Annotated in this window: 24 protein-coding genes; 10 read left to right on the top strand and 14 right to left on the bottom strand. The window is 60.5% G+C overall.

Features of this window, described 5'->3' with window-relative positions; all coding sequences use genetic code 11:
* Positions 1 to 76 precede the first annotated feature (76 nt).
* The 3 genes from X265_RS37745 (at position 77) to X265_RS37755 (ending at position 2,620) form a co-directional block, all read left to right on the top strand.
* Positions 77 to 445, top strand: a complete 369-nt coding sequence (locus tag X265_RS37745; RefSeq protein WP_128930015.1) for a hypothetical protein — start codon at positions 77 to 79, stop codon at positions 443 to 445.
* Between the two features lie 110 nt (positions 446 to 555).
* A complete protein-coding gene (locus X265_RS37750; protein ID WP_128930016.1) occupies positions 556 to 1,098 on the top strand; it encodes a hypothetical protein in 543 nt (180 codons plus the stop codon).
* A gap of 49 nt (positions 1,099 to 1,147) precedes the next feature.
* The gene (locus tag X265_RS37755; protein ID WP_232995548.1) at positions 1,148 to 2,620 is read left to right on the top strand and encodes a benzaldehyde dehydrogenase; all 1,473 of its coding nucleotides are present in this window, start codon (positions 1,148 to 1,150) and stop codon (positions 2,618 to 2,620) included.
* Between the two features lie 406 nt (positions 2,621 to 3,026).
* Here the strand turns inward: X265_RS37755 and X265_RS37760 are convergent, their stop codons facing one another.
* The 5 genes from X265_RS37760 to X265_RS37780 all read right to left on the bottom strand — a co-directional run bounded on the left by X265_RS37760 (position 3,027) and on the right by X265_RS37780 (position 6,881).
* A complete protein-coding gene (locus X265_RS37760; protein ID WP_128930017.1) occupies positions 3,027 to 3,821 on the bottom strand; it encodes a GGDEF domain-containing protein in 795 nt (264 codons plus the stop codon).
* 313 nt (positions 3,822 to 4,134) lie between these two features.
* Complete coding sequence (locus X265_RS37765) at positions 4,135 to 4,800, bottom strand: RraA family protein (RefSeq protein WP_128930018.1); 666 nt, start codon at positions 4,798 to 4,800, stop codon at positions 4,135 to 4,137.
* A 16-nt stretch (positions 4,801 to 4,816) separates the two neighbouring features.
* Complete coding sequence (locus X265_RS37770) at positions 4,817 to 5,437, bottom strand: RraA family protein (protein WP_210326182.1); 621 nt, start codon at positions 5,435 to 5,437, stop codon at positions 4,817 to 4,819.
* A gap of 35 nt (positions 5,438 to 5,472) precedes the next feature.
* Positions 5,473 to 5,862 (bottom strand): RidA family protein, encoded by a 390-nt coding sequence (locus X265_RS37775; RefSeq protein ID WP_128930019.1) that lies wholly within the window; start codon positions 5,860 to 5,862, stop codon positions 5,473 to 5,475.
* A 20-nt stretch (positions 5,863 to 5,882) separates the two neighbouring features.
* A complete protein-coding gene (locus X265_RS37780) occupies positions 5,883 to 6,881 on the bottom strand; it encodes an amidohydrolase family protein (RefSeq protein WP_128930020.1) in 999 nt (332 codons plus the stop codon).
* A 109-nt stretch (positions 6,882 to 6,990) separates the two neighbouring features.
* On the opposite strand from X265_RS37780, the gene X265_RS37785 reads away from it, so the two are divergent.
* Positions 6,991 to 8,049, top strand: coding sequence for a DODA-type extradiol aromatic ring-opening family dioxygenase (locus X265_RS37785; protein ID WP_164935432.1), 1,059 nt, complete (start codon positions 6,991 to 6,993; stop codon positions 8,047 to 8,049).
* Between the two features lie 172 nt (positions 8,050 to 8,221).
* Entirely contained in the window at positions 8,222 to 8,959 is a 738-nt protein-coding gene (locus tag X265_RS37790; protein WP_164933590.1) for a TetR/AcrR family transcriptional regulator, read from the top strand.
* On the opposite strand, the gene X265_RS37795 is transcribed toward X265_RS37790, so the two are convergent.
* From X265_RS37795 to X265_RS37825, 7 genes are all read right to left on the bottom strand, one after another.
* Positions 8,934 to 10,100, bottom strand: a complete 1,167-nt coding sequence (locus tag X265_RS37795; RefSeq protein ID WP_128930023.1) for a cytochrome P450 — start codon at positions 10,098 to 10,100, stop codon at positions 8,934 to 8,936. The genes X265_RS37790 and X265_RS37795 overlap by 26 nt on opposite strands.
* The gene (locus X265_RS37800) at positions 10,097 to 11,257 is read right to left on the bottom strand and encodes a cytochrome P450 (protein WP_128930024.1); all 1,161 of its coding nucleotides are present in this window, start codon (positions 11,255 to 11,257) and stop codon (positions 10,097 to 10,099) included. The genes X265_RS37795 and X265_RS37800 overlap by 4 nt, the downstream gene beginning before the upstream one ends.
* Positions 11,258 to 11,326: 69 nt before the next feature.
* Complete coding sequence (locus X265_RS37805; protein WP_232995550.1) at positions 11,327 to 12,049, bottom strand: ABC transporter ATP-binding protein; 723 nt, start codon at positions 12,047 to 12,049, stop codon at positions 11,327 to 11,329.
* Positions 12,042 to 12,794, bottom strand: a complete 753-nt coding sequence (locus tag X265_RS37810; protein ID WP_128930026.1) for an ABC transporter ATP-binding protein — start codon at positions 12,792 to 12,794, stop codon at positions 12,042 to 12,044. The genes X265_RS37805 and X265_RS37810 overlap by 8 nt, the downstream gene beginning before the upstream one ends.
* Before the next feature lie 63 nt (positions 12,795 to 12,857).
* Positions 12,858 to 13,775, bottom strand: coding sequence for a branched-chain amino acid ABC transporter permease (locus tag X265_RS37815; RefSeq protein ID WP_128930027.1), 918 nt, complete (start codon positions 13,773 to 13,775; stop codon positions 12,858 to 12,860).
* Positions 13,772 to 14,635, bottom strand: coding sequence for a branched-chain amino acid ABC transporter permease (locus X265_RS37820; protein ID WP_128930028.1), 864 nt, complete (start codon positions 14,633 to 14,635; stop codon positions 13,772 to 13,774). The genes X265_RS37815 and X265_RS37820 overlap by 4 nt, the downstream gene beginning before the upstream one ends.
* 3 nt (positions 14,636 to 14,638) lie before the next feature.
* Positions 14,639 to 15,802 (bottom strand): ABC transporter substrate-binding protein, encoded by a 1,164-nt coding sequence (locus X265_RS37825; protein ID WP_128930029.1) that lies wholly within the window; start codon positions 15,800 to 15,802, stop codon positions 14,639 to 14,641.
* A gap of 154 nt (positions 15,803 to 15,956) precedes the next feature.
* Here X265_RS37825 and X265_RS37830 point away from each other — a divergent pair, with 154 nt between their 5' ends.
* Both X265_RS37830 and X265_RS37835 read left to right on the top strand, forming a co-directional pair.
* Positions 15,957 to 17,570 carry an acyl-CoA synthetase gene (locus X265_RS37830; RefSeq protein ID WP_128930030.1) on the top strand — a complete coding sequence of 538 codons (1,614 nt, stop codon included), beginning with the start codon at positions 15,957 to 15,959 and terminating at the stop codon, positions 17,568 to 17,570.
* Between the two features lie 62 nt (positions 17,571 to 17,632).
* Positions 17,633 to 18,571: an SDR family oxidoreductase gene (locus X265_RS37835; protein WP_128955140.1), complete on the top strand. Its 939-nt coding sequence runs from the start codon at positions 17,633 to 17,635 to the stop codon at positions 18,569 to 18,571.
* A gap of 269 nt (positions 18,572 to 18,840) precedes the next feature.
* On the opposite strand, the gene X265_RS37840 is transcribed toward X265_RS37835, so the two are convergent.
* Positions 18,841 to 19,269 carry a DoxX family protein gene (locus X265_RS37840; RefSeq protein WP_128930032.1) on the bottom strand — a complete coding sequence of 143 codons (429 nt, stop codon included), beginning with the start codon at positions 19,267 to 19,269 and terminating at the stop codon, positions 18,841 to 18,843.
* Between the two features lie 108 nt (positions 19,270 to 19,377).
* Here X265_RS37840 and X265_RS37845 point away from each other — a divergent pair, with 108 nt between their 5' ends.
* Entirely contained in the window at positions 19,378 to 20,265 is an 888-nt protein-coding gene (locus tag X265_RS37845; RefSeq protein ID WP_128930033.1) for a LysR family transcriptional regulator, read from the top strand.
* A gap of 43 nt (positions 20,266 to 20,308) precedes the next feature.
* Here the strand turns inward: X265_RS37845 and X265_RS37850 are convergent, their stop codons facing one another.
* A complete protein-coding gene (locus X265_RS37850; protein ID WP_237864940.1) occupies positions 20,309 to 21,283 on the bottom strand; it encodes a LysR family transcriptional regulator in 975 nt (324 codons plus the stop codon).
* A 59-nt stretch (positions 21,284 to 21,342) separates the two neighbouring features.
* Here X265_RS37850 and leuC point away from each other — a divergent pair, with 59 nt between their 5' ends.
* Both leuC and leuD read left to right on the top strand, forming a co-directional pair.
* A complete protein-coding gene (gene leuC / locus X265_RS37855) occupies positions 21,343 to 22,767 on the top strand; it encodes a 3-isopropylmalate dehydratase large subunit (protein WP_128930035.1) in 1,425 nt (474 codons plus the stop codon).
* Complete coding sequence (leuD, locus tag X265_RS37860) at positions 22,764 to 23,372, top strand: 3-isopropylmalate dehydratase small subunit (protein ID WP_128930036.1); 609 nt, start codon at positions 22,764 to 22,766, stop codon at positions 23,370 to 23,372. Before leuC ends, leuD begins: the two co-directional genes overlap by 4 nt.
* The last annotated feature ends 4 nt before the right edge of the window (positions 23,373 to 23,376 follow it).

Below are 23,376 nucleotides of genomic sequence, written 5' to 3' on the forward strand. Positions count from 1 at the left end.
CGTATGCGATGCGGCTCTTTGTACAAGCCGAGCTCCGCGCCAAGCCGCGAAGTCATGGAATGGCGGAGTAACGATCATGAAGAAGGGCTACAAGTGGATCAACAGGAGGATCGAGCAACTCGATCCGCACGTCGATTATGCTGAAATTTGGCGGCTATCCAGCTGTTACGGCCTGACGGATTTCATACAGAATTTTTCGTATTGTTTCACATTTCCCAACTTCGTAGTGACTGAGTGGGGCGCTCGGGCCGTTTGGCGCGAGGATGGCGGAAAGCTTCTTTATAGAGCCACTCATCGCGCCGAACAGACCGGAATCAACAACACAACCTGGTGGTATTACGGTCCTCAGGACGATCGCACCATCAAATCCGTCGAAAACATCAACAAGCTCCACGCCCATTATGCCAAACAGTACCCGGGCGATTTTTCTGATCACGAAGATTAGATCTACACGCTTGCCTTCACGGCGATCGCCATGGATCTGGCATTCAAGGCGATGGGATTGAAGGGCTTCAACGAGAAGCAAAAATAGCAGCTCACAAGTTTTGGGGTGAGATGGCAAAGCTATTCGTCGCCGAAGGTGGCGTACCTTTACACGGGTATCCTAAGGACTGGGACGGTCTCGTTGCATTTTGCCGGGATTTCGAAAGCAGGGAGCGATCAGTGACCGAGAGAGGGAATCTGATCGTCAACGCGCTCTTCGATCAGTTCAGCTATCGCTATTTTCCGCCAGGCTTGCGGTGGTTGGGTCACCAGATGTTGCGATCAATGGCGCTGCCTTCGACGCTGAAGGCGCATGGCATTCCGCCGGCGCATCCCTTGGCTCAAGTACTCATACCGCGATCGTTGGGCTGCGTGGCCTGGATTGCAAAGACGCTCCTTCCTGATCCGCGGATCAGCTACATGGAACAAAGGAGCAGTATGCCGGCGGAAAACAGGAAGAAGCTGCGTAATCGGATCAATGTCCTTGATGAACAGTTTCCATCCTACTTTATCGGACGTCATGCCGAGGATCAGGCATGGGCTGGCTGTCCCTATCATGCTGCGCTGAAGTGCACCTGGACAATCCGCCCCCGCCGTTCAGGTGAGGGCTCTTGAGAAGCAGTCGAGCGTGCTCGACGCCAATTGACCCGGGACATTTTGGAGAATGAAAGAAATGGTTAGCGACAACATCGTGGCAGGCTCGGTGCTGACTGGGCAATTCTTCACGGGCGAATGGTCATCTAGCAAATCCGCCTTTGAGGCAGTCGAACCTGCGACCGGTGCGGTGATTGGTAAGGTTGGTCTTGCAAGCGCGGTCGACATTGGGAGCGCTTCTGCGAATGCACGGCAGGCGCAGGTCTCGTGGGCCGCGACGGCGCCAGATGCACGCGAAAACATACTTCTAAAGGCGTGCGAAGTCGGCGAGCGTTATAGGGATGACATCGTCACCTGGATCATGCGAGAGAGCGGCGCGGTCCGCTTGAAGGCTGAGATCGAGCTCGCAGGTACGCTCAAAGCAATCCGGCTTGCGGCTGCGATGCCCTCGCAAGCTCAAGGGAACGTGCTTCCAAGCCCGGGAGGGCGCATCAGCTTCGTGCGGCGACGCCCACTCGGGGTGATCGGCGTGATATCACCCTTCAATTTCCCGCTCTACCTTGCCGAGCGCGCCATTGCGCCGGCCCTGGCCGTCGGAAACGCGGTGGTAGTCAAGCCGGATCTGCGGACTGCTATTTGTGGTGGCTTCGTTATTGCGCGCCTCTTCGAATTGGCGGGTGTGCCGAAAGGCGTTCTTCAGGTGCTGCCCGGTCGAGAGGATGCTGGTGAGGCTCTGTGCAAGGACCCCAATGTGGCGATGATCCAATTTACCGGGTCGAGCAGGGCGGGGCGAATGGTCGGACAGGTGGCTGGACAGCATCTCAAGAAGGTGTCCCTCGAACTTGGCGGCAAGAACTCACTTATCATCCTAGACGACGCAGATCTGGATACCGCCGTTCGTGCCGCCGCCTTTTCGGCGTTCTTTCATCAAGGACAAGTTTGCATGAGCGCTGGACGCATTCTCGTGCAGAGAAACATCTTCGACGCTTTCAGCGATGCGCTCGTCAGATATGCGAAGACTTTGAAAGTTGGCAACCCTCTCGACCCTTCCGTTGCCCTCGGTCCGATGATCAATCAGCATCAGCTAAATCATGCACTAACCCTGATTGACCGCTCCGTCACCGAGGGAGCTCGGCTGCTAACGGGAGGCAAGGCGGAGGGCCTGTTTCTTCAGCCCTCCGTGCTGGCGGAGATCTCACCCACCAATCCGGCCTATCGTGACGAGCTCTTCGCTCCGGTCGCGGTGCTTGTCCCATTTGAGACGGATGTACAGGCCGGGCAAATGGCGAATGATACCGAATATGGGCTCTCTGCTGTGATCATCTCGCGCAACATCGGCAGGGCAATGGCAATTGGCGAGCAATTACGAACGGGTTTGCTACACATCAATGATCAGACGATCAACGACGATGTGGTCAATCCCTTCGGCGGCTCCGGCACATCGGGCAATGGCACATCGATCGGCGGTATCGCTAACTGGGAAGAGTTCACTCAATGGCAATGGGTGACGATCAAAGCTGAGCTGCAGCCCTATTCACTCTAAACTCGACACTCGATCACTGACTGAATGACCAATGCGCCCGTGGCGCTGATTGTTTCTCTAAGTTCCCGGCGGAGTGTTCACCAAGCTCCCTCCCACTTGGCCGTACTCTACTACCAAGAGTACGGCCTCTCTTTTCGGATCAAGGCAAGATCTGTTCGAAGGCTATCGAGTTGATCCGGACTCGTAAAGCTCGATCAACGTCTGTCTTCGACACACGCAAATCTTTTTTGGGTAGATTGGCCAAAGCCTTGGCCATCCCGATCTTAGCTTTGAGCAATAGCAGGAAGCGCTCGCTCGCGGCGGCTTGACCTGCCACTGAATTTTCATCCAGCAGCAGTTAGAGTCTCGGAGTTCGCGCCAAGTGAGGCTGCTGCGCGCGCGTGGAGAAAGAGTGCGGTTGCTACGATTAGGTGAAGCCCAAAGCGGAAACGCCAATGGTATCGCTATAGCGCACCGAAACCTGATCTCGCCCTGCACGCTTGGCGCGATACAAAGCTTCGTCTGCAAGGCCAAGTACTTTCGACAATCCCTCGCTTCCCTTGGAAACCGCCAGCCCAATGCTAACCGTGACCTTGGTCAAGGCACCATTTCGGGCAACTTCTCTCTGCCCGCAAGCCTGCCGCAACTGCTCAGCGAGTAAAACTGCATCGCTCGGAGATACGCCCAACAGCAGCGCCGCGAATTCTTCGCCTCCATGCCTGCCAATCACGAGGCTATGCTCCTTCGCGAACGACTTGAGCACGTCCCCGATTTCAACCAGCACCGCATCACCGAAATCATGACCGTATTGATCATTTATGCCCTTGAACCGATCGATATCCATCATCAAGCCTATAGCGGGAAGGTGACGATCGTATGCCTCTGCGAGAGCCTTGGCTGCAACCTCGTTAAATCCTCTTCGATTCAAGAGACCGGTGAGTTGGTCAACTCTCGAAAGTCTTAGGAGCTCGGCCTGGGTCGCGATCAACTTTTGCTGCAGCAGGTTGCTGCGCAGGCTCATGGCGCCTCCAATTCCAATGGAGGCGAGCGTACCAAGCAGAGCGACGCAACCTGTCGCATAAAGGCTGCTCACGTTGCCCTCCGGTCCGAACAGATAGGCGTATGCTAGCCAAACCAGCGGAACAGTTAAGACAAGCCCGATCGCAACGTCGCGAACCGTCCGACGGTACACATCTCCCAACGTCATTAAGGGATCATTCATCAATCGCGCTCCGTGACTTTTTGAAAGCCTAGGAGGGATCGACTGGTCGTCATCTTAAAATGCTTGGGGACTTAACAGCGTTACTAACAGGAGGTTAAATTCGGAGCCAGAAATAGGCATTGACGCTCTCCTGTCGAGTCGCCTGCCGGCACGCGCCCGGCGCAGGCCCGCTGCCACGACCGGTATGCGCAACATGCATGGGCTAATTTCCACTATTGGCAGGCCTCTAGACCGCCTGCAGCTTCCTTGAAGCCAGAAACTGCGTGAATCGCAAAGCCGAGCCATCGTCTGCCGAGCAGACGCGTCTCTAAATTCAAGCCTTGGCGCCGCTCTCGCGCGTTTGCAGCGCATGGTAGCGCAACTTCTTCCGTGTCTCGTCGAGGCGATCGCCGCGCAGCACGGCTTCGCGGATCTTCTCCTCTGCGGCTGCGATCTGTCCGGCGACTTCGATCACCTCTTGGACGCGGCTCGCCGGGATGCAGATCACGCCGTCGCCATCCCCGACCAGCCAATCGCCAGGCGCGATGCGGATACCGGCAATTTGCACGGTCACATTGTAGGCGTCGGCAGTGACGCGATCCTTGCCAGTCCGCATCGTGTTGGCCCGGGCATAGATCGGATAGTCGAGTTCGATGCTGCGGTCGATATCGCGGCAGACGCCGTCAATGACGGTGCCGCCGATGCCGCGGCGGTCGGCGACCAGGGTCAGAATGTCGCCCCAGACCGTGGCGTCCATGCGACCGTCATTGTCGATGACGACGATCTGGCCGGGCTGCACATCATCGATATAGTCGCCGACCGAACCGCCGCTCTGGCCGGTCGGTAGCATTCGGATCGTAAAGGCCGGGCCGGCAAGACGCATCGAGCGCGCAAACGGCATGATCCCGAGACACTGCCCCTCGATGCCCAGTCGATCCAGTGCATCTGACAGGGTCGTCACCCCGAATGTCTTGAGGTTTTCAGCCGCGTCCTGTGTCATTTGCTGCGCTACCCTTTCAGCATATCTTCGTAGTTCCCGGCCATGACGTTGCCGATCGCTTCGCCGCGATCGATGGCTGCCGCCATCGCCCGCTCGCGCCCAAAAATGTCCTCGGCTCCGTAGCGATGATCTCCTCGGCGCGGAGTTGGTCGACGAACACCACGCCGCTGCCATCGGCTAGGACATAGTCTCCCGGCTTGACGGCGACGTTGCCGAACGTGATCGGCTCCTGGAACGAATGCTCCGCGATCCGGCCGCGAGCGGTCACGGGTACGGCTGCGCGCGCAAAGACCGGAAGCCCGAGCGCGCGACTTTCATCAAGGTCTCGGCAGGCGCCGTCAATCAGAATAGCGGAAACGCCCTTCTTGACGGCGCCGAGGCTGAGCAGGCCGCCCCAGCCAGACACATCGGTCCGTCCGCGATGCTCGACGACGATGATGTCGCCACGTTCTGCCGCCATCACCGCTCCCGCGCCGAGGTGGCGTTTCGGGAGGTTCGGCAGAGGTGCGCCGAGCTTCGTCGTAACGGCTCGTCCGGCGACTCGCGTCGGGCCGGTGAGGGCCGAGACTCCGATGACAGCGCCCGGCAAGTTGAGCTTGTCGAGCGCGTCGGACACCGCGCAGGTGTCGAGTTCCATCAGTCTGGCGACAATGTCAGATGTCGTTGAGGTGGTCACTCGAGAACCGCCATGGCATCGCATTGGACCAGCATGTTGGCCGGCAGATGATCGTTCTGGAATGTATGCCGTGCAGGTCGCGAAGCTGCATCGGGGAACGCTTCCAGCCAATGCTTGTTGACGGCCGGTCGGGCTTCCGGAACCTTGACGTAAACCGTCATCTTGACGATGCGATCCATCGCACCTCCGGCTGCCGCCATGATGCGCTTGAGATTGTCGAACATCAGTTCAACCTGTTTCTCGACCTCGTCAGGAATCTTTCCTGCCGCGAGATCCAACCCATAGACACCGCCGGTCATGACGATATTGCCGACGCGAGACGCTGCGGGTATCGGCTGAGCGCCATGGCTGAAGCCTTCGATTTCGATGCTGCGGCGTGCAGTCATTGCTGCTCCTCCCCAACCGGTCAGACGTCAAGCCGCGCGAACAGACGGCGCGCGTTGCCTTCGAAAATGCCCTTCTTGTCAGCTTCGCTGATCTCGGTGATCGATTCGATTACCGGCCTGATGTCGTCATAGGGCTTGCCCGAATTTGGATCGATGCCGCCGCCGCTGCCCGGCCGCTCGGTGCCGAAGACGCACCGATCGGCGCCGACCACGTCGAACAGCAGCTCCAGCGATTTCTTGTAGTGCAGTACCGTATCGAACCAGAAGCGCTTGAGCGTCTCGTCGAAAGTCTCGGCCTTCGCCCCCGAGGCGGCGGCGAACATTTGGCGATTCGAGCGCCAGCGACCGACTTGATACGGCACGGAGCCGCCGCCATGGCTGATCAGCAGCTTCAAGCTGGGAAAGCGCTTGAACACGTCGGACCGGGAGATCGAGGTGATGGCAAGGCTCTCTTCCGTGATGAAGTGCTCGTCATACGTTTCGCGGCCGCAGCAGGCGCAGCTGTGGATGTGACCAGGGATATCGTGCTCGCAGAGGAATTCGTATAGGGGATACCAATAGGAATCGCCCATCGGCGGCGACTTGCCGGCCCCCTCCGAAGGATCGGGATTGATCAACACGCCCAGAAAGCCGAGATCGTTGATGCACCGCTTGATCTCGTCGAACATCTTTTCAACCGGCACGCCCGTCGCTTGAGGCAGGCCGCCCACGCCGCGGAAGCGCTTGGGGTGCAACTTGATCGTGCGTGCGATCATGTCGTTGTTGTCCTGCGCCCAGCTGACGATGTCGTCCCAGCGGTTCTCGCCATGCAGCATCATGAAAGGCCGGGGTGAGAGAACCTGGATGTCGGTGCCGACGCCGTCCATGATCTGCACGTTCTGGGCTGCTGATTTCTCAAGCTCTGCATCCGGGATCTTGGCGTGATAGATGCCGTATTGGCCGCGCGCGACCTGGAGATTTCCGCGATGGGCGTAGAAGCTCGGCGGCGCGACGAGATGCGCGTGGGCGTCGATGATCATGCGGACATTTCTCCCTGGATGGATAGCGCGGGTCTTGCGACCACTAAATCTTCCACATGGTATAATTAAAAAGCGACCGTCGCAAGCCCTGGGAATTGCGTCGAGGCGATTGCCATTCGCGATCGCTCGTAGCAATATAGTCCATCTGGTAAAATTAAAAGAGAGGAAATGTCCAATGGCGAAAATCGTTCTCGGCCTCGCCGCGTCGCACACCCCCATGCTCGCGCTGGAGGGAAAGCGTTGGAGCGAGCGCGCGGCTGACGATCTCAAGAACAAAGCTCTCAATCTCTCCGATGGCCGCTATGTGTCCTACGACGAGCTCGCCCGCGAAAACGGCGCTCCTTATGCGGCGCTGGCGACCGAGGCGAAGTTCCTGGAGATCGAGGCCGCATCGCAGAAGGCTCTGGATTACATGGCCGACCGCCTGGCGCAGGTTGCACCCGACGTCGTGCTGATCGTGGGGGACGATCAGGCCGAATTGTTCAGCCTATCCAACATGCCCGCAATCTCCATCTTCTATGGAGAGGAGATCCTGACGCATGAGCGCCATCTCACGCCGCAGACGCCGAATTGGATCGGCACGGTCATGAAGGGATATGCCATGGATGCAGTCCATACGTTTCCGGGCTGTCCAGAGCTCGCCCGCGAGCTGATCCATGGTCTGATCGAGAACGACGTGGACATCGGAGCAGCAGCGAAGGTGGATGACCCGCACAAGGCCGGATTCGGCCATGCCTACGGCTTCATCATCGAGCGGCTGTTCAAGGGAAAGTCCATTCCGGTTCTGCCGGTCCTGCTGAACACCTACTTTCCGCCCAATGCCCCGACGGCACGACGCGCCTATGGCGTCGGACAGGCGATCGCGAGCCTCATTTCACGGTCGAAGTTGGATGCCCGAGTGGCCGTGGTGGCCAGCGGCGGCCTGAGCCATTTTGTCGTGGACGAGAAGCTCGATCGCAAGGTGCTCGATGCGATCAAGCGCAAGGACGTGTCCGTCCTCAAGTCGCTGACCAGGGGAGAGTTGAACTCCGGCTCTTCGGAACTCCTGAATTGGGTGATGGTCGCGGGCATGTCCGAGCATCTCGACAACGACTGGACGGAATACTATCCAGGCTATAGGACCCCGGCCGGTACAGGCACGGGTATCGGCTTCGCCGTCTGGTCCTAAATTTCCCGGCACAGCGAGCGACTGCCGCCGGCGAGGCGACTTGCCGGCGGAGTTCACGCCTGTGTCGCTCCGGTCTGTGTGTTCCGCTTGTGCGCGTCGGGCGCGGTGTTGACAAACCGGTCGCTCCGGCGGATAGGCTTCGTGCGGACATGGCATGCCACGCGGAGCTGTTTTGGCGACGGATCTGACCAAGGAAACCCTCGACGAGGTCGTGAATCAGCGCCGGCGCCAGCAGCGTTCCCTCGACACAAGGGAACGGATCCTGGAGGCCGCTTTCGAGGAATTCGCCGAGCGTGGCTTTGAGGGAGCGTCGACACGGACGGTTGCAGCCAAGGCCGGCGTTCAGCATCCGCTCGTGACTTATCATTTCAAGAACAAGGACGGGCTTTGGCGCGCCGTCCTATCAACGACGAGCGTGAATTTCAGCCGGCACTTCCAAGACTACCTTGCCGGCGTCTCTAAGCAGGACGAGGTGGGACAGCTCAGGGTTCTCCAGGAGCAGTTCATCCGCTTCGCCGCTGCCAATCCGAACTTCCATTGGCTGATGTCACACGAGGGAAAGCGCGAGAGCGAACGGCTGACCTGGCTAGTCGAAGATCGGGTCCGCAACTATTTCAACGTCGTCGCGAAGCTCATCCGTGCGGCTCAAAAGCAAGACCGTTACGTCGAGGGCGATCCCTATCATCTCCAGTATCTGTTCATCGGTGCGGTAACGCGTATCTTCATGCTTTCGGCCGAGGTCCAGCAGGTGATGGGCCACTCGCCTTTTTCAAAGAAATTCGTTGATGAGCACATCCGCACCTGCTGCGCGCTGTTTTTCCGCGAGCCGGCAGAGCAACCTCGCCGGCGTAAGCTCGCTCCGCGAAACAAAGACGCAAAACGCGTTACCAAGCGAGCGGCAAGCTCCTGAAGCCGCGCACCATCAGGTGACGAACACGAACTGCGCGGGCGAGGTCAATCTCGAAGTCCCCGAAAGTGCTCAGCACTTTCGGCAGAATGGTGCGGAGCATGGCGCGTGTCGCGGGGGCGCCGAGGCAAATATGCGGCCCCGAACCGAAGCCGAAATGGCGAACCTTGCCCCGGTCGACATTGAAGGTCTCGGCATTTGTAATTGCGCTCTCATCGCGATTGGCGGAGCCGTAAAGCAACACCACCCGGCTGCCTGCTGGAATGTCGGTTTCGCTGAGGGCGACCGGGCTGGAAGTGATCCGCGCGAAACACTGTGTCGAGGTATCCCAGCGCACACCCTCTTCGATGGTAGCTTCGACCAAGCTCTGATCGGCCAGGATGCGCGATCGCTGCTCGGGGTGGCGCCAGAGCGCATGGACCAGGTTGGGTAGAAAGTGGCCGATGGAGGCATTGCCGGCCAGGAGCACGGTCATCATGTTTGCGACGATCTCGGTATCCGTGAGGGGCGCTCCATCCTGTTGAGCAGCGATCAGGACCGAGAAGAGATCGTCCCCACGTTCGACACGCCGGCGTTCCAACTCCTCGGACAGCAGCGCAATGACCTTGGCGCGTTCTTCCTCGGAGAGCGCAGGCCCCGCGGGGCCGGAATTCCCGCGAAATAAACGCTCCGACAGCTCGGCTGCGCGCTGCGCCGAATCGGGTCCCAGCCCCAGCATCCTGCCTAGCGCGCCGAACAGCACCGGGCGGCTCACTTCGGCGACAAAGTCGCATCGGCGCCGGGTGCCAAGCGCTTCCAGGCCCTTAGCGAGAGTATCGCGGATCCAGGGCAGAACCAGCTCGATACGCGCCGGGCTCAGTCCCCGCATGATGATCCGGCGAAGCTCGTCATGCCGTGGCGGGTCGATCGAGCCGAGCGTCTTGCCCACGCGCAGCGGAGAATCGCTGAGGGCGTTCCCGGCGGAGGACGAGAGCAGGACGGGATTGTTCAGTGCATAGGCGATATCCGCATAGCGGCTCACGAACCAGAGCTTTGTGGTAGGGCAATGATAGACCGGACATTCGGAGCGCAGGCGACGATAGGTCGGATAGGGGTCATCGAGAAACCCATTGCCGGTGAGGTCGAACTCGCTCACCTCGTTCACCAGCGGATCGTCAGCTTGTAAAAGCCGCGTACCATCATGTGAGCGACGCGTTCGGCGTTCGCGACGTCGAGCTCATAGTCGCCGAGCGCCGGCAGCAGAGGGGTCATGACCGTTCGCATCATGGCCCGTGCTGCGGGCGCCCCAAGGCAGATATGGGGGCCGGAGCCGAAGCCAAAATGCCGGGTCTTTGGCCGGCTGATGTCAAAGCGGTCCGGATCCGGGATAGCGCGTTCGTCGCGATTGGCGGCCGCGAAACAGACCACGAGCCGGCTGTCTGCCGGAATTGCGATTCCGTGCAGCTTGACCTCCTTCGTGGTCTGCCGTCCGAAAGCCTGGGTTGACGTATCCCAGCGAACGCCTTCGTTCACGGCGGCATCCAGCAGGGCCGGATCGGCCTGCAACTTGCGACGCTCGTCCGGATTGGTCCAGAGCGCGTAGATCAAGTTAGAGAAATAATGCCCGATGGACGCGTTGCCCGCGAGCAGGACGGTCGACATGTTGCCCAGAATCTCGCCGTCGGAAAGTGGTGCTCCCCCCTCCTGTGCGTCGAGCAGGAACGAGAACAGATCGTCACTGCGGTCCTTGCGACGTCGCTCGAGCTGCTCGGTGAGCAGTTCAAACACCCCTTCCATCAAGCCCGGCCTCGCAGCCGGGCCCATCGGTCCCGTATCGGTATGAAAGATGTCCCGCGACAAATCCGCCGCCCGGTCCGCAGCTTCGCCGTCCAACCCGAGCATCCGCCCGAGTGCGCCATAGAGGATGGGCCTGCTGATATCTGCCATGAAGTCGCACTCACGACGGGTGCCGAACTTGTGCAGCAGTCGATCGACGTCGCGCTGAATGGCGGGCAGCATGGATTCGATGCGCGCGGGCGTGAAGCCCTTCATCACCACACGGCGAAGTTCGTCATGACGCGGCGGATCGGTCGATCCGAGCGTCCTGCCCACCCGCAAGGGTGAATCGACCAGCGCATTGCCACGCGCCGAAGAGAAGACCTCGTAGTCGTTGAGGATGCGCGCCACGTCCTCGTTTCGCGTGATGATGTAGAACCCGCTCCCTTCGTGCAGATAGACCGGATGGTCGTCGCGCAACACCTTGTAGGTGGGATAGGGGTCGTCCACGAAGTTCCGCTCCTCGGGATCGAAACGAAAGGCCATGTGGTTCTCCCAGGAAATTATTATTACGCTAAATCTACCATATGGACAGTATAATGAGCAAGCCTTCGGCTACGCGGCGCGACCGGGTTTGCGGATGCCGACATATTGTTCGAGGGCACCGCGATCCGCCGCAATAGCGCTGCTTTCTCCGTTGCGAACGGCAATGCCGCGCTCCAGGATGATCGCCTGCCGCGCCAGCCTGAGCGCGAAGCCTGCGTGCTGCTCGATCAGAATGACCGCCATGCTCTCGGTCTCGGTGATCGCGGTGATGCAGCGCGCGACGTCCTGCGCGACGACGGGGGCGAGGCCTTCGAGCGGCTCGTCGAGCAGCAGCAAGCGCGGGTTCGTCACCAGGGCTCGACCGATCGCCAGCATCTGCTGTTCGCCGCCCGACAGCTGATCTCCGAAATTGGTGCGACGTGCCTTCAGACTTGGAAACATCTCGAAGATGCGCTCGATTGTCCAAGGTCCGTTCGTCGCGGCAATCTGCAGGTTCTCCTCGACAGTGAGGGGGGCGAATATCTCGCGGCCTTGCGGCACCCACCCGATGCCCAGTCGGCATCGCCGGTGTGGCGCTAGGTCGGCGATCTCGTTGCCGCGAAAACGAATTCGCCCCGAGCGGGGCGTGAGATGACCCGCAAGGGCGAGCATCAGGGTTGATTTTCCGGCCCCGTTTCGGCCCAGAACCGCAAGAGAGCCGCCGGCCTCAATCGCGAAGGACAGTCCGCTGATGACGATTCCTTCACCATAGCCCACGTTGAGCTGGTCGACCTCGAGCAGCGGCTCAGTCACGGTCATCTCCGAGATAAATCCGCCGCACCTCCGGGTCGGTCGCGATCTCGCCGGGCTTGCCTTGGCGAAATACCGAACCGGCGACGAGAACGGTGATCGTGTCGGCAAAACGAAAGACCAGATCCATGTCGTGCTCGATGAAGAGAACGGCGATCTGATCGGGGAGGGATTCGATAGCCTGCATCAGCTCAAAGCTCTCGCCGGCGGGAACTCCCGCCGCCGGCTCGTCCAACAGCAGCACGCGGGGACGGCCGGCGAGGGCGAGAGCAATCTCCACAAGGCGCTGGCGACCGTAAGATAGTTCGGCAGTCCGCCGCAGGCAGTCGCGGTCAAGCCCGACCGAACGCGCCAACTCATACGCCTCGTCCGTGGTGTCGGGCTGCCGATGTAAGGCCTGAAGAGGCCTGCCAAGCCGTCCGCGGCGCCGGGCGACCGCGAGCATGATCGATTCCAGCGGCGTCAGATGCGGGAACAGGGCGTTAATCTGGAAAGTCCGCCCCAATCCGCGTGCGACACGCTGATCGGTGCTCAATCGATCGATTGGCTCGCCCTCCAGCAGAATGCTGCCGCTGCTCGGGGCCAGCACGCCGGTGAGCAGGTTGATCAGCGTGCTCTTGCCGGCGCCGTTCGGCCCGATCAGGGCATGTCGACCGCCTGCCTTTAGCACGAGGCTGACGGCATTGGTGACCTTCAAGGCGCCAAATTGCTTGCAAAGGTCGCGTGTCTGGAGCGCGGCAACCGTCATCTCGCTCGCCTCCAGCGCACGATCTTGCTCCGAACCAGGCTCACGACGCCGAGTAGGCCGCCTCTAGCCGTCAACACGATCGCGATCAGCACCAGGCCGAGCCAGAACATCCAATATACAGGATTGACCGTCGACAGCAGGTCGCGCATCCAGATGAACGCGGCAGCCCCAATGAAGCCGCCGATAAGCGTGCCAATTCCGCCGACGATCAGCATGACGAGGGCCGACACCGATCGTTCGAAGCTCAACGTTTCCAGTGCGACGATCTGTGTGGTCTGCGCCAGCAGCGCGCCTCGCCGCCGATATCGTGAAAGCGATCATCTTGCGCCGTGTGATGGAGACGCCGAGCATCGGAACGCGGGTCTGGTTCTCGCGAATGGCCTGCAGCGCGAGACCCTCCGGCGAGTGGACATAACGCCGGGCGACAAGATAAAGCGTCAATGCGCTGCAATAGGCATACCAGAACGCGGTTCGGCCGAAGAGATCGAACTCGAACAGCCCGAGCAGCGGCCACATCTCGATTCCCTGGAGACCGCTGTCGCCGCCGGTGAGCCAAGGCAGGCGGCTTGCGCCTTCATAGAGCAGAAGCCCGATGCAAAGCGTCACCATGAGCACTGCGGCGCCGCGGACTTTTGCAATCAGCGTGCTGAAGGCGAAGCCGAGAGCGCCGGTCACGAGCCCGGCAGCAAGAACGCCGGAGATCGGCTCGCCCCAGCCATGCGCAGCGAGCAATCCCGCCGTGTAGGCGCCGAGTCCGAAAAAGGCGGCATGTCCGAAGGACGGAATCCCGCCATAGCCGAGCAACAGATCGAGCGACATCGCAAACAGGCCGCCGATTAGGATCTGTGTGAGAAGGACGAGCTTGCCGGGAAAGAGGACATAGCAGGCCGCTGCAGCGATCCAAAAGACCAGCTCGACCAAGGTCCATCTGGCGCGAAAGCGCACCGCAGTTCGCGCGAGGTCGAGAGTGATGTCGCTCATTGCGGACGGCCGGCTAGGCCTTGCGGGCGCACCGTCAGGACGGAAAGCGCCGTTGCATAGATGATAAACGCGCCGATCTCCGGAAGCAGATATTTCCCGGCCACGTCAAGGACCCCGAACATGAGGCAGGCGGCAAACGTTCCGCGCAAGGAGCCGAGCCCGCCGACGCTGACCACGATCAGCAACTCCGTCAGAAATTTGATGGGGAAGTTCGGGTCGAGGCCAAGGAGCTTCACGCTGAGCGCGCCGCCTAGTCCAGCAAGCGCGGAGCCGAGAGCGAAGGCGAGGGCGTACAGTCTTGCGACGTCGATGCCGCAGGATGCCGTCATCCGCCGGTTGAAAACGGCCGCCCTTATCCTGGCGCCAAAATTCGTATGATCGATCAGAACAAGCAGCGACAGAAGAAGTGCCGTGCCGAAGCCGATCAGAAAAAGCCGGTAGCGGCTGACCTCGACAGCGCCGATGCGGACGTTTCCGTCCAGCCATGAAGGCACCGCGATCGCCATCTGCTCTGGACCGACCAGATAGGTGGCTGCGGCAATCGACACGTAGACGACGCCGATCGTCAGCAGGACCTGTTCCAGCTCCGAGGCCTCGTACAGTCTCCGGAAAAGGCTGCGCTCGAGGATCGCACCCACGGCGGCCGCGATGGCGGCAGCCGCTGCCACCGCCGCAAGGAACGGCCACCCGGCCTTGCCGATCAGCAATGCCGCCGTGTAGCCTCCAACCATGGCCAGCGCCGCATGCGCCATATTGGCGAAGCCCATCAGCCCGAGCGTGATGGAGAGGCCACCAGCCATCAGAAACAGCACGAACCCATAAGCGATGCCGCCGATCAGAACGTTGACGAAGCCGACCATGATCTAGCGCGCCGATCCAGGATCCTTGACGTCGGGAATGGTCGCAAACTCCAAATTGACCATCTGTCCGTCCCGATTCTCGACCCTTCGGAAGTAGATGTTCTGCACGATCTCACGGGTCGACGGGTCGATCGCAATCGGGCCGCGCGGGCTTTCGAATCTTGTTTGCTTCAGAAGCTCGATCGTGCGCTCGGGATTGAGATCGCCCTTCTGCGCATCAACGACCGTATAGATGGCACGCAGGACGTCGTAGCTGACGACCGGTATGAAACCGAGCGGCCGGCCCTGCGCGACCGCGTTGAACGCGGCTGCGAACTCTCGGTTGACCTCCGAATCATGCGTCGGGGTGTAATGGAAGGCCGTAACAACTCCGAGAGCGGCCTCGCCCGCGGCAGGTAGTGACGATTCGTCCGTGATGTCCCCGATGCCGATGATCTTGGCCGGATCCAGCCCTGCCTCCTTGAACTGGCGGAGAAAGATCGGCGTCAATTCGCCGGCAGCCATGAACACGAAGATGCCATCCGGGTTCGCGTCCTTGATGCGCTGGATATAGGCGGAGAAGTCCGTGGCCTTGAGCGGCGCCCGCACAGATCCGGCAATCACGCCGCCGGCCGCTTTGTATTCACGGACGAACATCGCCTCCGCATCGAGGCCCGGCTCGTATTCATGCACGAACGTATATACGGATTTCAGCTTTTGCTTGGCGGCGTAGAGCGCGAGCTGCTGCGCCATTTCGGTGGTCGTGAAGCCGAACCGAACGGCGAAGGGATGCTTGGCGAGGATGCCCGAAGTTGCCGAGTTGACGATGAGGAGGGGCACCTTGGCGCTGGTCGATAGCGGCGCAACAGCCATTGTGTTGGGCGTGTAGTCCATTCCTGCGAGGAAATCGACATTCTCGCTGACGATCAGCTCCTGGGCCAGGCGGCGGGCCACGTCAGGTGCGGGTCCCGTCGTGTCGCGCTTGATGATCTCGATCCTGCGACCGGCGACCGTAGTGCCGAACTTGCGGAAAAACACCTGGATCGCGGCATCGGACGCGGCGCCGGCCGCGGCGCCCGGCCCGGTATAGCTCATCAGCCAGCCGATCTTCAGCGGACGGTCGTCGGCCTTTGCCTGAATGCTGACGGCCAACATGGCCGCGGCCACGATTGCGATCCTGGCGATCATGCCGCTTATCCTCCCTTAGACTGATCATGCGGGGTCTCTCCCGGACCCTTGATACAAATTAGACCATATGGAAAATATATGCAAGATAGCGCGAGGCCGGTGGGGCTGCCCTAGCAGGACACGGTCTGACAGAAGCGAGCACAAGGGAGGGGAGATGAACGCAGATATCGGAGTTACGATCGCGAAAGCCCGCGAGCATTCGATTGGCGATCTCTTGCGCCGCTCGGCTGCCCGCGAGCCGAGCAAGCTAGCCTTGAGCTGCGGCGCGGTGCGCTGGACGTTTGCCGAACTGGACGCGATCTGCAATCGACTGGCGCGTGGCCTACCCGGCCTCGGCGTCGGGAAGGGCGACCGTCTCGCCGTGCTGTCGCGCAACTCGCATGCCTTTGCGGCGCTGCGCTTCGCGGTAGCGCGGATCGGCGCGGTGCTGGTGCCGATCAACTTCATGCTCAATCCCGACGAGATCAATTTCATCCTGAAAAGCTCCGGCGCCAGGCTGCTCGCGACCGGCCCCGATTTCGTCGAGGCCGCACGCGCCGCGAGCAGTAAGGGCTGCGCGGTGGAGAAGCTCATCTGGTTGCCGGGCGAGGATCCCGCTGCGCAGCCGGCGGGCCTCACCAGCTTCGACGATCTTCTCGATGCCGACAGCTCGTTGTTTGAGGCCTCCGTCGACAGCCGCGATCTCGCACAGATTGTTTACACCTCGGGCACGGAATCCCTGCCCAAGGGTGCGATGCTGAGCCATGAAGCCGTGATGTGGCAGTATGTGAGCTGCATCATCGACGGCGGCATGAGCGCCGACGATAAAGTGCTGCACGCGCTGCCGCTCTATCATTGCGCTCAGCTCGACGTCTTCCTCGGCCCGCAAGTCTATCTCGGCGCCTCCGGCGTGATCACGGGCAAGCCGACCGCAGACAACATTCTGGCGCTGATCCAGGCGCACGGGATCACCTGCTTCTTCGCGCCGCCGACGATCTGGATCGCGATGCTGCGCTCGCCAAATTTCGACAAGAGCGATCTGTCGTCGCTGCAAAAGGGCTATTACGGCGCTTCGATCATGCCGGTGGAGGTGCTGCTCGAGCTCCAGCGCCGCCTGCCCAACGTCAAGTTCTGGAACTTTTACGGTCAGACCGAGATCGCGCCGCTTGCGACCGTGCTGACGCCCGAGGACCAGCTCCGCAAGGCGGGCTCCGCCGGCAAACCCGCCATCAACGTCGAGACCCGCGTCGTCAACACGGCAATGGAGGACGTTGGCGTCGGCGAGATCGGCGAAATCGTACACCGCTCGCCGCATCTGTTGTCGGGCTATTACAACGATCCCGTGAAGACCGCGGCGGCTTTCGCTGGCGGCTGGTTCCACTCCGGCGACCTCGCCACCGTCGATGCCGAGGGCTACATCACCGTTGTCGACCGCGTGAAGGACATGATCAAGTCCGGCGGCGAGAATGTCGCCAGCCGCGAGGTCGAGGAGATGATCTACAAGATCCCGGCGATCTCCGAGGTCGCCGTCGTGGGCCTGCCCGATCCGCACTGGATCGAGGCCGTAACCGCGATTGTCGTGGTTAAGAGCGGCGAGAAGCTCGACGAGGATGCCGTCATCACGCATTGTGCGGGATCGATGGCGCATTTCAAGGTGCCCAAGCGCGTGATCTTTGTCGACAGCCTGCCGAAGAATCCGTCCGGCAAGCTGCTCAAGCGGGAATTGCGCCAGCGTTTCATCGGCGGCGAGACGCTCGACAAGGCGATCCAGAAAAACTTCGGGGCTTGAGGCGGCCACCCAGCCGCTCGCGGCAGGTTGGGGCCTTCGCCAGGGTTTATTGAGGTCTGTTAATGCGACACGGTCAGAAGAAGATTCCGAGCACGATTCTCATTTTCGGTGCAGCGGCTCATATCGGCGGCCCACTTGCGCACTTCTTGCGCGAGGAGGCGCCGCAGATCAAGCTGCGCCTCGTAACAAGCAATCCCGCCAATTGTGACGTCCTTCGCCGCGAGCACCCGCATGCGGAGGTCGTCATTGCCAGCTATTTTGATCTCGCATCGCTTGAGAAGGCGGTCGACGGAATGGAAGGAATCTTCGTACTGACCAGAAGCGGCACGAACGAGGCCGACGCGATGACAAATCTCGTTGTCCTGCTCAAGAAGGCAAGGTCCGCCGTTCACGTTATACGTCTTGTCGGCCTACAACCCGAAGCGAATCGAAGGCGAATTCCTCAGTCTCTCCGCGAGCATGGTCTTGGTTTACCCATCCAACACCCCATCGCAAAAGAAATCCTCGACGAAAGCGGTCTGCCTGTCACCTACCTGAACATCGGCGCAACCTTCATGGACAACTTCTACTGGATGAAGGACGGCTTGAGGAAGGAGCGAAAGCTGATCTGGCCCGAACGCTTGATTCCCTATATCGATCCACGCGACATTGCGGAAGTGGCCGGACGTCTTTTCCTGTCGAGCAATCATCGGCACATTGGTCAATTTCACACTCTGAACAACGGACAGGACATACTGAGGTTCAGCGACGTCGCCGATCTCATGACCAAGGTTTTTCAGGAAAGAATTGTTCACGACGGCAGCAGAGCGGGCTTCTTCGAGGCGTACCGGGAGCTCGGAGAGATCCGGCTGCACTATCTCTGGGATTTCTTCCAGTACGAAGAACAGAACGAGGTGGTTTGGGCGCGCAATGACTTCGTTGAGCGCACCCTAGGACGGATGCCCGTCTCCTTGAGCGAATGGCTGGCCGAACATCGGCAAGCCTTGCTGTTCGGAATATAGGCCTAAAGCGCCCTCGCGCGATGGAGATCTAGGGATCATTGCCCAGCGGGACCTCCGCTATATCGTACTCATGAAACGCTTTAAGTGGCGCGCAACTGGACACCCGGTTTGCCTGAGGCTGATTGCTGCTACCATCCATTTGGAGGGGCGAAGACATGCTGCGATGAGCGAAGCTGCATCGTGGGAGCGTGCCGCCGGGATAATTCGACGCCAATCGATCCCCTGAGAGCCTTCGGGAAGCACCGCCATGGCTGGTTAGGAGCTCGGCATCAGGATCGGCGCGGCGCGACCGGTATCTTGCGCCCGCGCCCCCAGACAACAAAGACGCTAAGGGCCAGCAAGATGAAGTTGAGAGGCGTGAGCTCGGCCTCGCCGCGAGAGACATGAAAAACGATAGCGAAGACCTGCAACACGGAGCAGCCAAGCGCGGCAAGCACTGTCAGCCGCGGCATAATCCGGGTTAACGCAGGCACGAGAACGCCAATTCCTCCGGCGAGGTCGATCAGTCCGATGACCCGGACAAATGCTTCAGAGTGCTGACCTGTCCATGGCATCATTGCCGCTAACTGCGGAATCGGCATGAACAGCTTCGCGAGCCCGGACGAAGCGAACACGCAAAAGAGGAGGGCTTGAGCGATCCAAAGGCTCACGCATAGGGGACGTTCCCGCGGGGCGGCTTGGGCGGTGGCGGTGGACATGGCAGGCACTCCGACGATCACAGGGCTGTCACCATGTTTGGTCGCTTCACGATTTTGGATCATTATCTGTTTTGGGATGGATTCATTTCCTATATGTTGATGATCTGAATGGATACGCTGGTCAGCATGAAGGTCTTTTGCCTGGTTGCCGAGCTCAAGAGCTTTGCAGCCGCGGCAGAGCGGCTGGGCATCTCGCCCGCCATGGCGAGTAAGCATGTGATGCAGCTTGAGAAGCGTCTGGGCTCACGGCTGCTCAACCGCACGAGCCGACGCGTCAGCCTGAGCGAAAGCGGCGCATTATATTTCGAGCAGACGCGTCAAATGCTCGAGTCCCTGGATGAGGTAGAGGCGGCCGTCAGCAACGTGACCGTAGTTCCTCGCGGCACATTGCGGCTAACCGCACCGGTCTGGATGGCCAATCCGAAGTTTTCGAAAGTCTTGGCAGACTATCAGGCTCGCTATCCACAGGTGCGGCTGAACATCGATCTCAGTGGACGATTGGTCAATCTGGTCGAGGAAGGTTTTGACCTGGCCTTGCGTGCGACGGGCACGCCTGACGAGGCATTGATCGCGCGGCCGATCACAAGGGTCCCATTTTATATGGTTGCCACGCCCGCTTATCTCGATCGCGCAAAGCGCCCGAAGAATCTGGCTGAATTGTCCGGACACAGCCTCTTGCACTATGCGCTGCACTCTCCAGGCGAGAGTATCACCATCCAGGGCGAAAGTGGGACGCAGACTATCAAATTCAACCCCGTTTTGCTCAGCGGCAACGAGACTCTGCTGCACCTGGCCGCCCTGGAAGGCATGGGGCTCGCGGTGCTGCCCAAATGGCTGATCAGCGAGGATCTCGCCGCCGGGCGCCTGGAACAAGTGCTGCCGGAGCAGAGCATCTTCGAAAGCCAATTGTTCGCGGTTTATCCGACGCGCAAATACCTCTCAGCCAAGGTCCGGACATTTATCGACTTCATCGCTGCTGATAAGCGACTGAGATAGCCGGGCCAAAAGCGTGACTGCTGCGGCATCAACTTTACTTACGTCATCGTGAATGTGTGGCTGCTTTCTCGATGTGCTGCCAGAATGCCTCCGCCGCCTGGGCGAGCCGCAGTTTAGGCCGGAATACGTGGATCTCGATCGGCACGTACCACTGCTGCCCGCCTGCCGCGACAATCTCGCCAGAGGCAAGCTGATCACTGATCAGGCTTTCCGGCAGCCACGCCATGCCCCGGCCTGCCTGAACCATCGTGACCAAAAGCTTCGCCAGATGCGACGTGAATGTTGTGTGAAGATGAGCTTGCAAGGGGGAGGTGGCACGCACCGCTTCCAGGATCCGTCCCATCCCTGATTCTGAACGGAAGCTCAAGAACTGTACAGGCGCGCCCTCCGTTCCCGGAAGCTTGAAGCGAGGCTTGCGGTTGCGGCGCGAAACCGGCACCGATGCGGGGATCAGCCGATCGTCACCAACATGCAGCGAGCGAAAATGCGACGGCGTCAACGCCGTCGTGGCGGCCGGATGATAATGGCAAAGCAAAAAATGGGCATCGCTCGCCAAGAGGATCCGTTCGCAGCCTTCCATATGATTGGCAACGAGCTGTACGTTGGGCACGAATGGTAGCTCGGTCTCGATGCGACGCAGCCAATCCGGAAAGAACGTCAGCGACAGCGCATTGGTCGAGGCGAACTTCAGTACGTCCGAGGCACCGCGCGCCCGCTCCTGCGCCTCGAGCCGGCCGGCACTCAATCTGCGCACGATATCGTCAGCAGTGTGACGAAAGGCTTCACCAGCGGGCGTCAGATTGACGCTGTGCGTGGTGCGATCGAGCAGCGATGCGCCAGCCCAGACCTCGAGCGCCTGTATCCTCCGGCTGAGCGCCGGCTGGGAACAGTTTCGCTCCTCTGCGGCCCGTGAAAAACTGCGCGCTGTCGCAACCGCGATGAAATCGTATAACCAGTTGATCTCCATGGAGAGCTCTCGTTTATGCAGGCCTTGCATAACGATATCAGCATCCGGCATTGGATTTCTAGTCGCGCGCGCGTCACGGTGGCCGGAAAGAAGCTTTGGAGGAAGGCGGGATGGCCGCGCGCACGTTGTATGACAAGCTGGTGGACTCCCATGTGGTCCGCAATCTGGATGATGCCGGGCTCGTCCTGCTGTACGTCGACCGAACCGTCCTCAACGAGTATACCAGCCCCCAGGCGTTTGCCGGCCTGCGCGCCGCGGGGCGGAAAGTTTGGAATCCCAAAGCGGCGCTGATGGTGGTCGATCACGTCAACCCTACAGCCGCACAACGCACCCGCGCCATGCCGGATAGCGGCGCCGCGCGCCAAGTTGACTACTTCGCTGAAAACGCCCGGGATTTCGGCATCGAATATTTCGATATTCTCGATCCGCGCCAAGGCATCGAGCACGTCGTCGCCCCCGAGCAGGGCCTCGTCATGCCAGGTATGGTCATCGCCGCCGGCGACAGCCACAGCACCGCCTATGGCGCCTTCGGCGCGCTCGGCTATGGCATCGGGACCTCCGATATCGAGCACTATCTTGCAACCTCGACGGTGCGCTACCGACGCCTCAAAACGATGCGCATCCACCTCACCGGAGACGTCCCGTTCGGGGTCACGCCGAAAGATATCGTCATGGAGATCATCCGGCGGATCGGCGCCGACGGGGCTACTGGCTATGCCGTTGAGTTCACTGGCCCCGTCGTCTCAAACATGAGCGTCGAAGGCCGCATCGTCATGTCCATCATGATCGTCGAAGCGGGCGCGCGTGGTGTCGTGGTCGCCCCGGACCAGAAGGTGCTGGACTATTTAAAGGGCCGGCCGCGCGCGCCAAAGGGCGAGATGTGGGAGCGAGCGGCCAAGAAATGGCTGACGCTCGCCTCGGACCCCGATGCCCGGTTCGACCGCGAGGTTGCGCTCGATGTCGCGGATGTCGCCCCTCTCGTCACCTGGGGAACCAGCCCCGACCAGGCAATTGCAGTGACCGATATTATCCCCGATCCTGCGCAACAGGTGGCGCCTGAACGCAAGGCCGCGGCCCTTCGCGCCCTGAGCTATATGGGGCTTCGAGCCGGTGATCCCATTCAATCCGTCCCGATCGATTTTGCGTTCATCGGCTCCTGCACGAATTCGCGCATCGAGGATTTGCGCGACGCGGCCGAGGTCTTTCGTGGCCGCCGTGTTGCGGCCGGTGTACGGGCAATCGTAGTGCCGGGATCGACCCACGTCAGAGCGCAAGCCGAGGCTGAAGGCCTTGCAAAAGTGTTCACGGATGCCGGCGTCGAATGGCGGCAATCCGGCTGCTCGATGTGCCTTGCCATGAATGACGATGTGCTCAAGCCCGGAGAGCGGTGTGCGTCCTCGACCAACCGAAATTTCGAAGGCCGCCAGGGACCAGGCGCCCGCACGCATCTCATGAGTCCGGCAATGGTGGCCGCGGCCGCGGTCACCGGCCACATCGCTGACGTTCGTTCACTGCTGGGAGTTGCAGGCCAATGATGCCATTCGATCAAGTTTCAGGCGTCGCTGCACCCATGATGTCGCCAAACATCGACACCGACGTGATCATGCCCAAAATGTTTCTTAAGGGCGTGGACCGGAGCGGGCTGGGCGAGGGCGCCTTCAATCTGCTGCGCTTCTCCGCCGGTAAACCCAATCCCGAGTTTATTCTCAATCAGGACGGTTATCGCAACGCTTGCTTCCTCGTGGTCGGCCCAAATTTCGGCTGCGGTTCGAGCCGCGAGCACGCGGTGTGGGGGCTTCAACAGCTCGGCATCCGGGCATTGATCGGCACCAGCTTCGCCGGGATATTCAATGACAATTGCGGCAACAACGGCCTGTTGACGATCTCGCTCGAACCCGATCTCGTAGCTGAGATCGCTAACGCTGTGGCACATCGTGAGCGCAACGACGTCTTCGTTGATCTTGCAGCGCAGACGATCCGCTTCGACCGTGGCCGCCGCCCGATCAAATTCGACATCGAGCCGACGAGGAAAGAGGCGTTCCTGACGGGCCGGGATTTCGTCGCATCAACCCTGGTCCTTGCTGACGACATCCGCGCTTTCGAAGCACGCCATGCTGCGGAGAATCCCTGGATCTTCTGACTGG

It is taken from the genome of Bradyrhizobium guangdongense (genome assembly GCF_004114975.1).
Classification (GTDB): domain Bacteria; phylum Pseudomonadota; class Alphaproteobacteria; order Rhizobiales; family Xanthobacteraceae; genus Bradyrhizobium; species Bradyrhizobium guangdongense.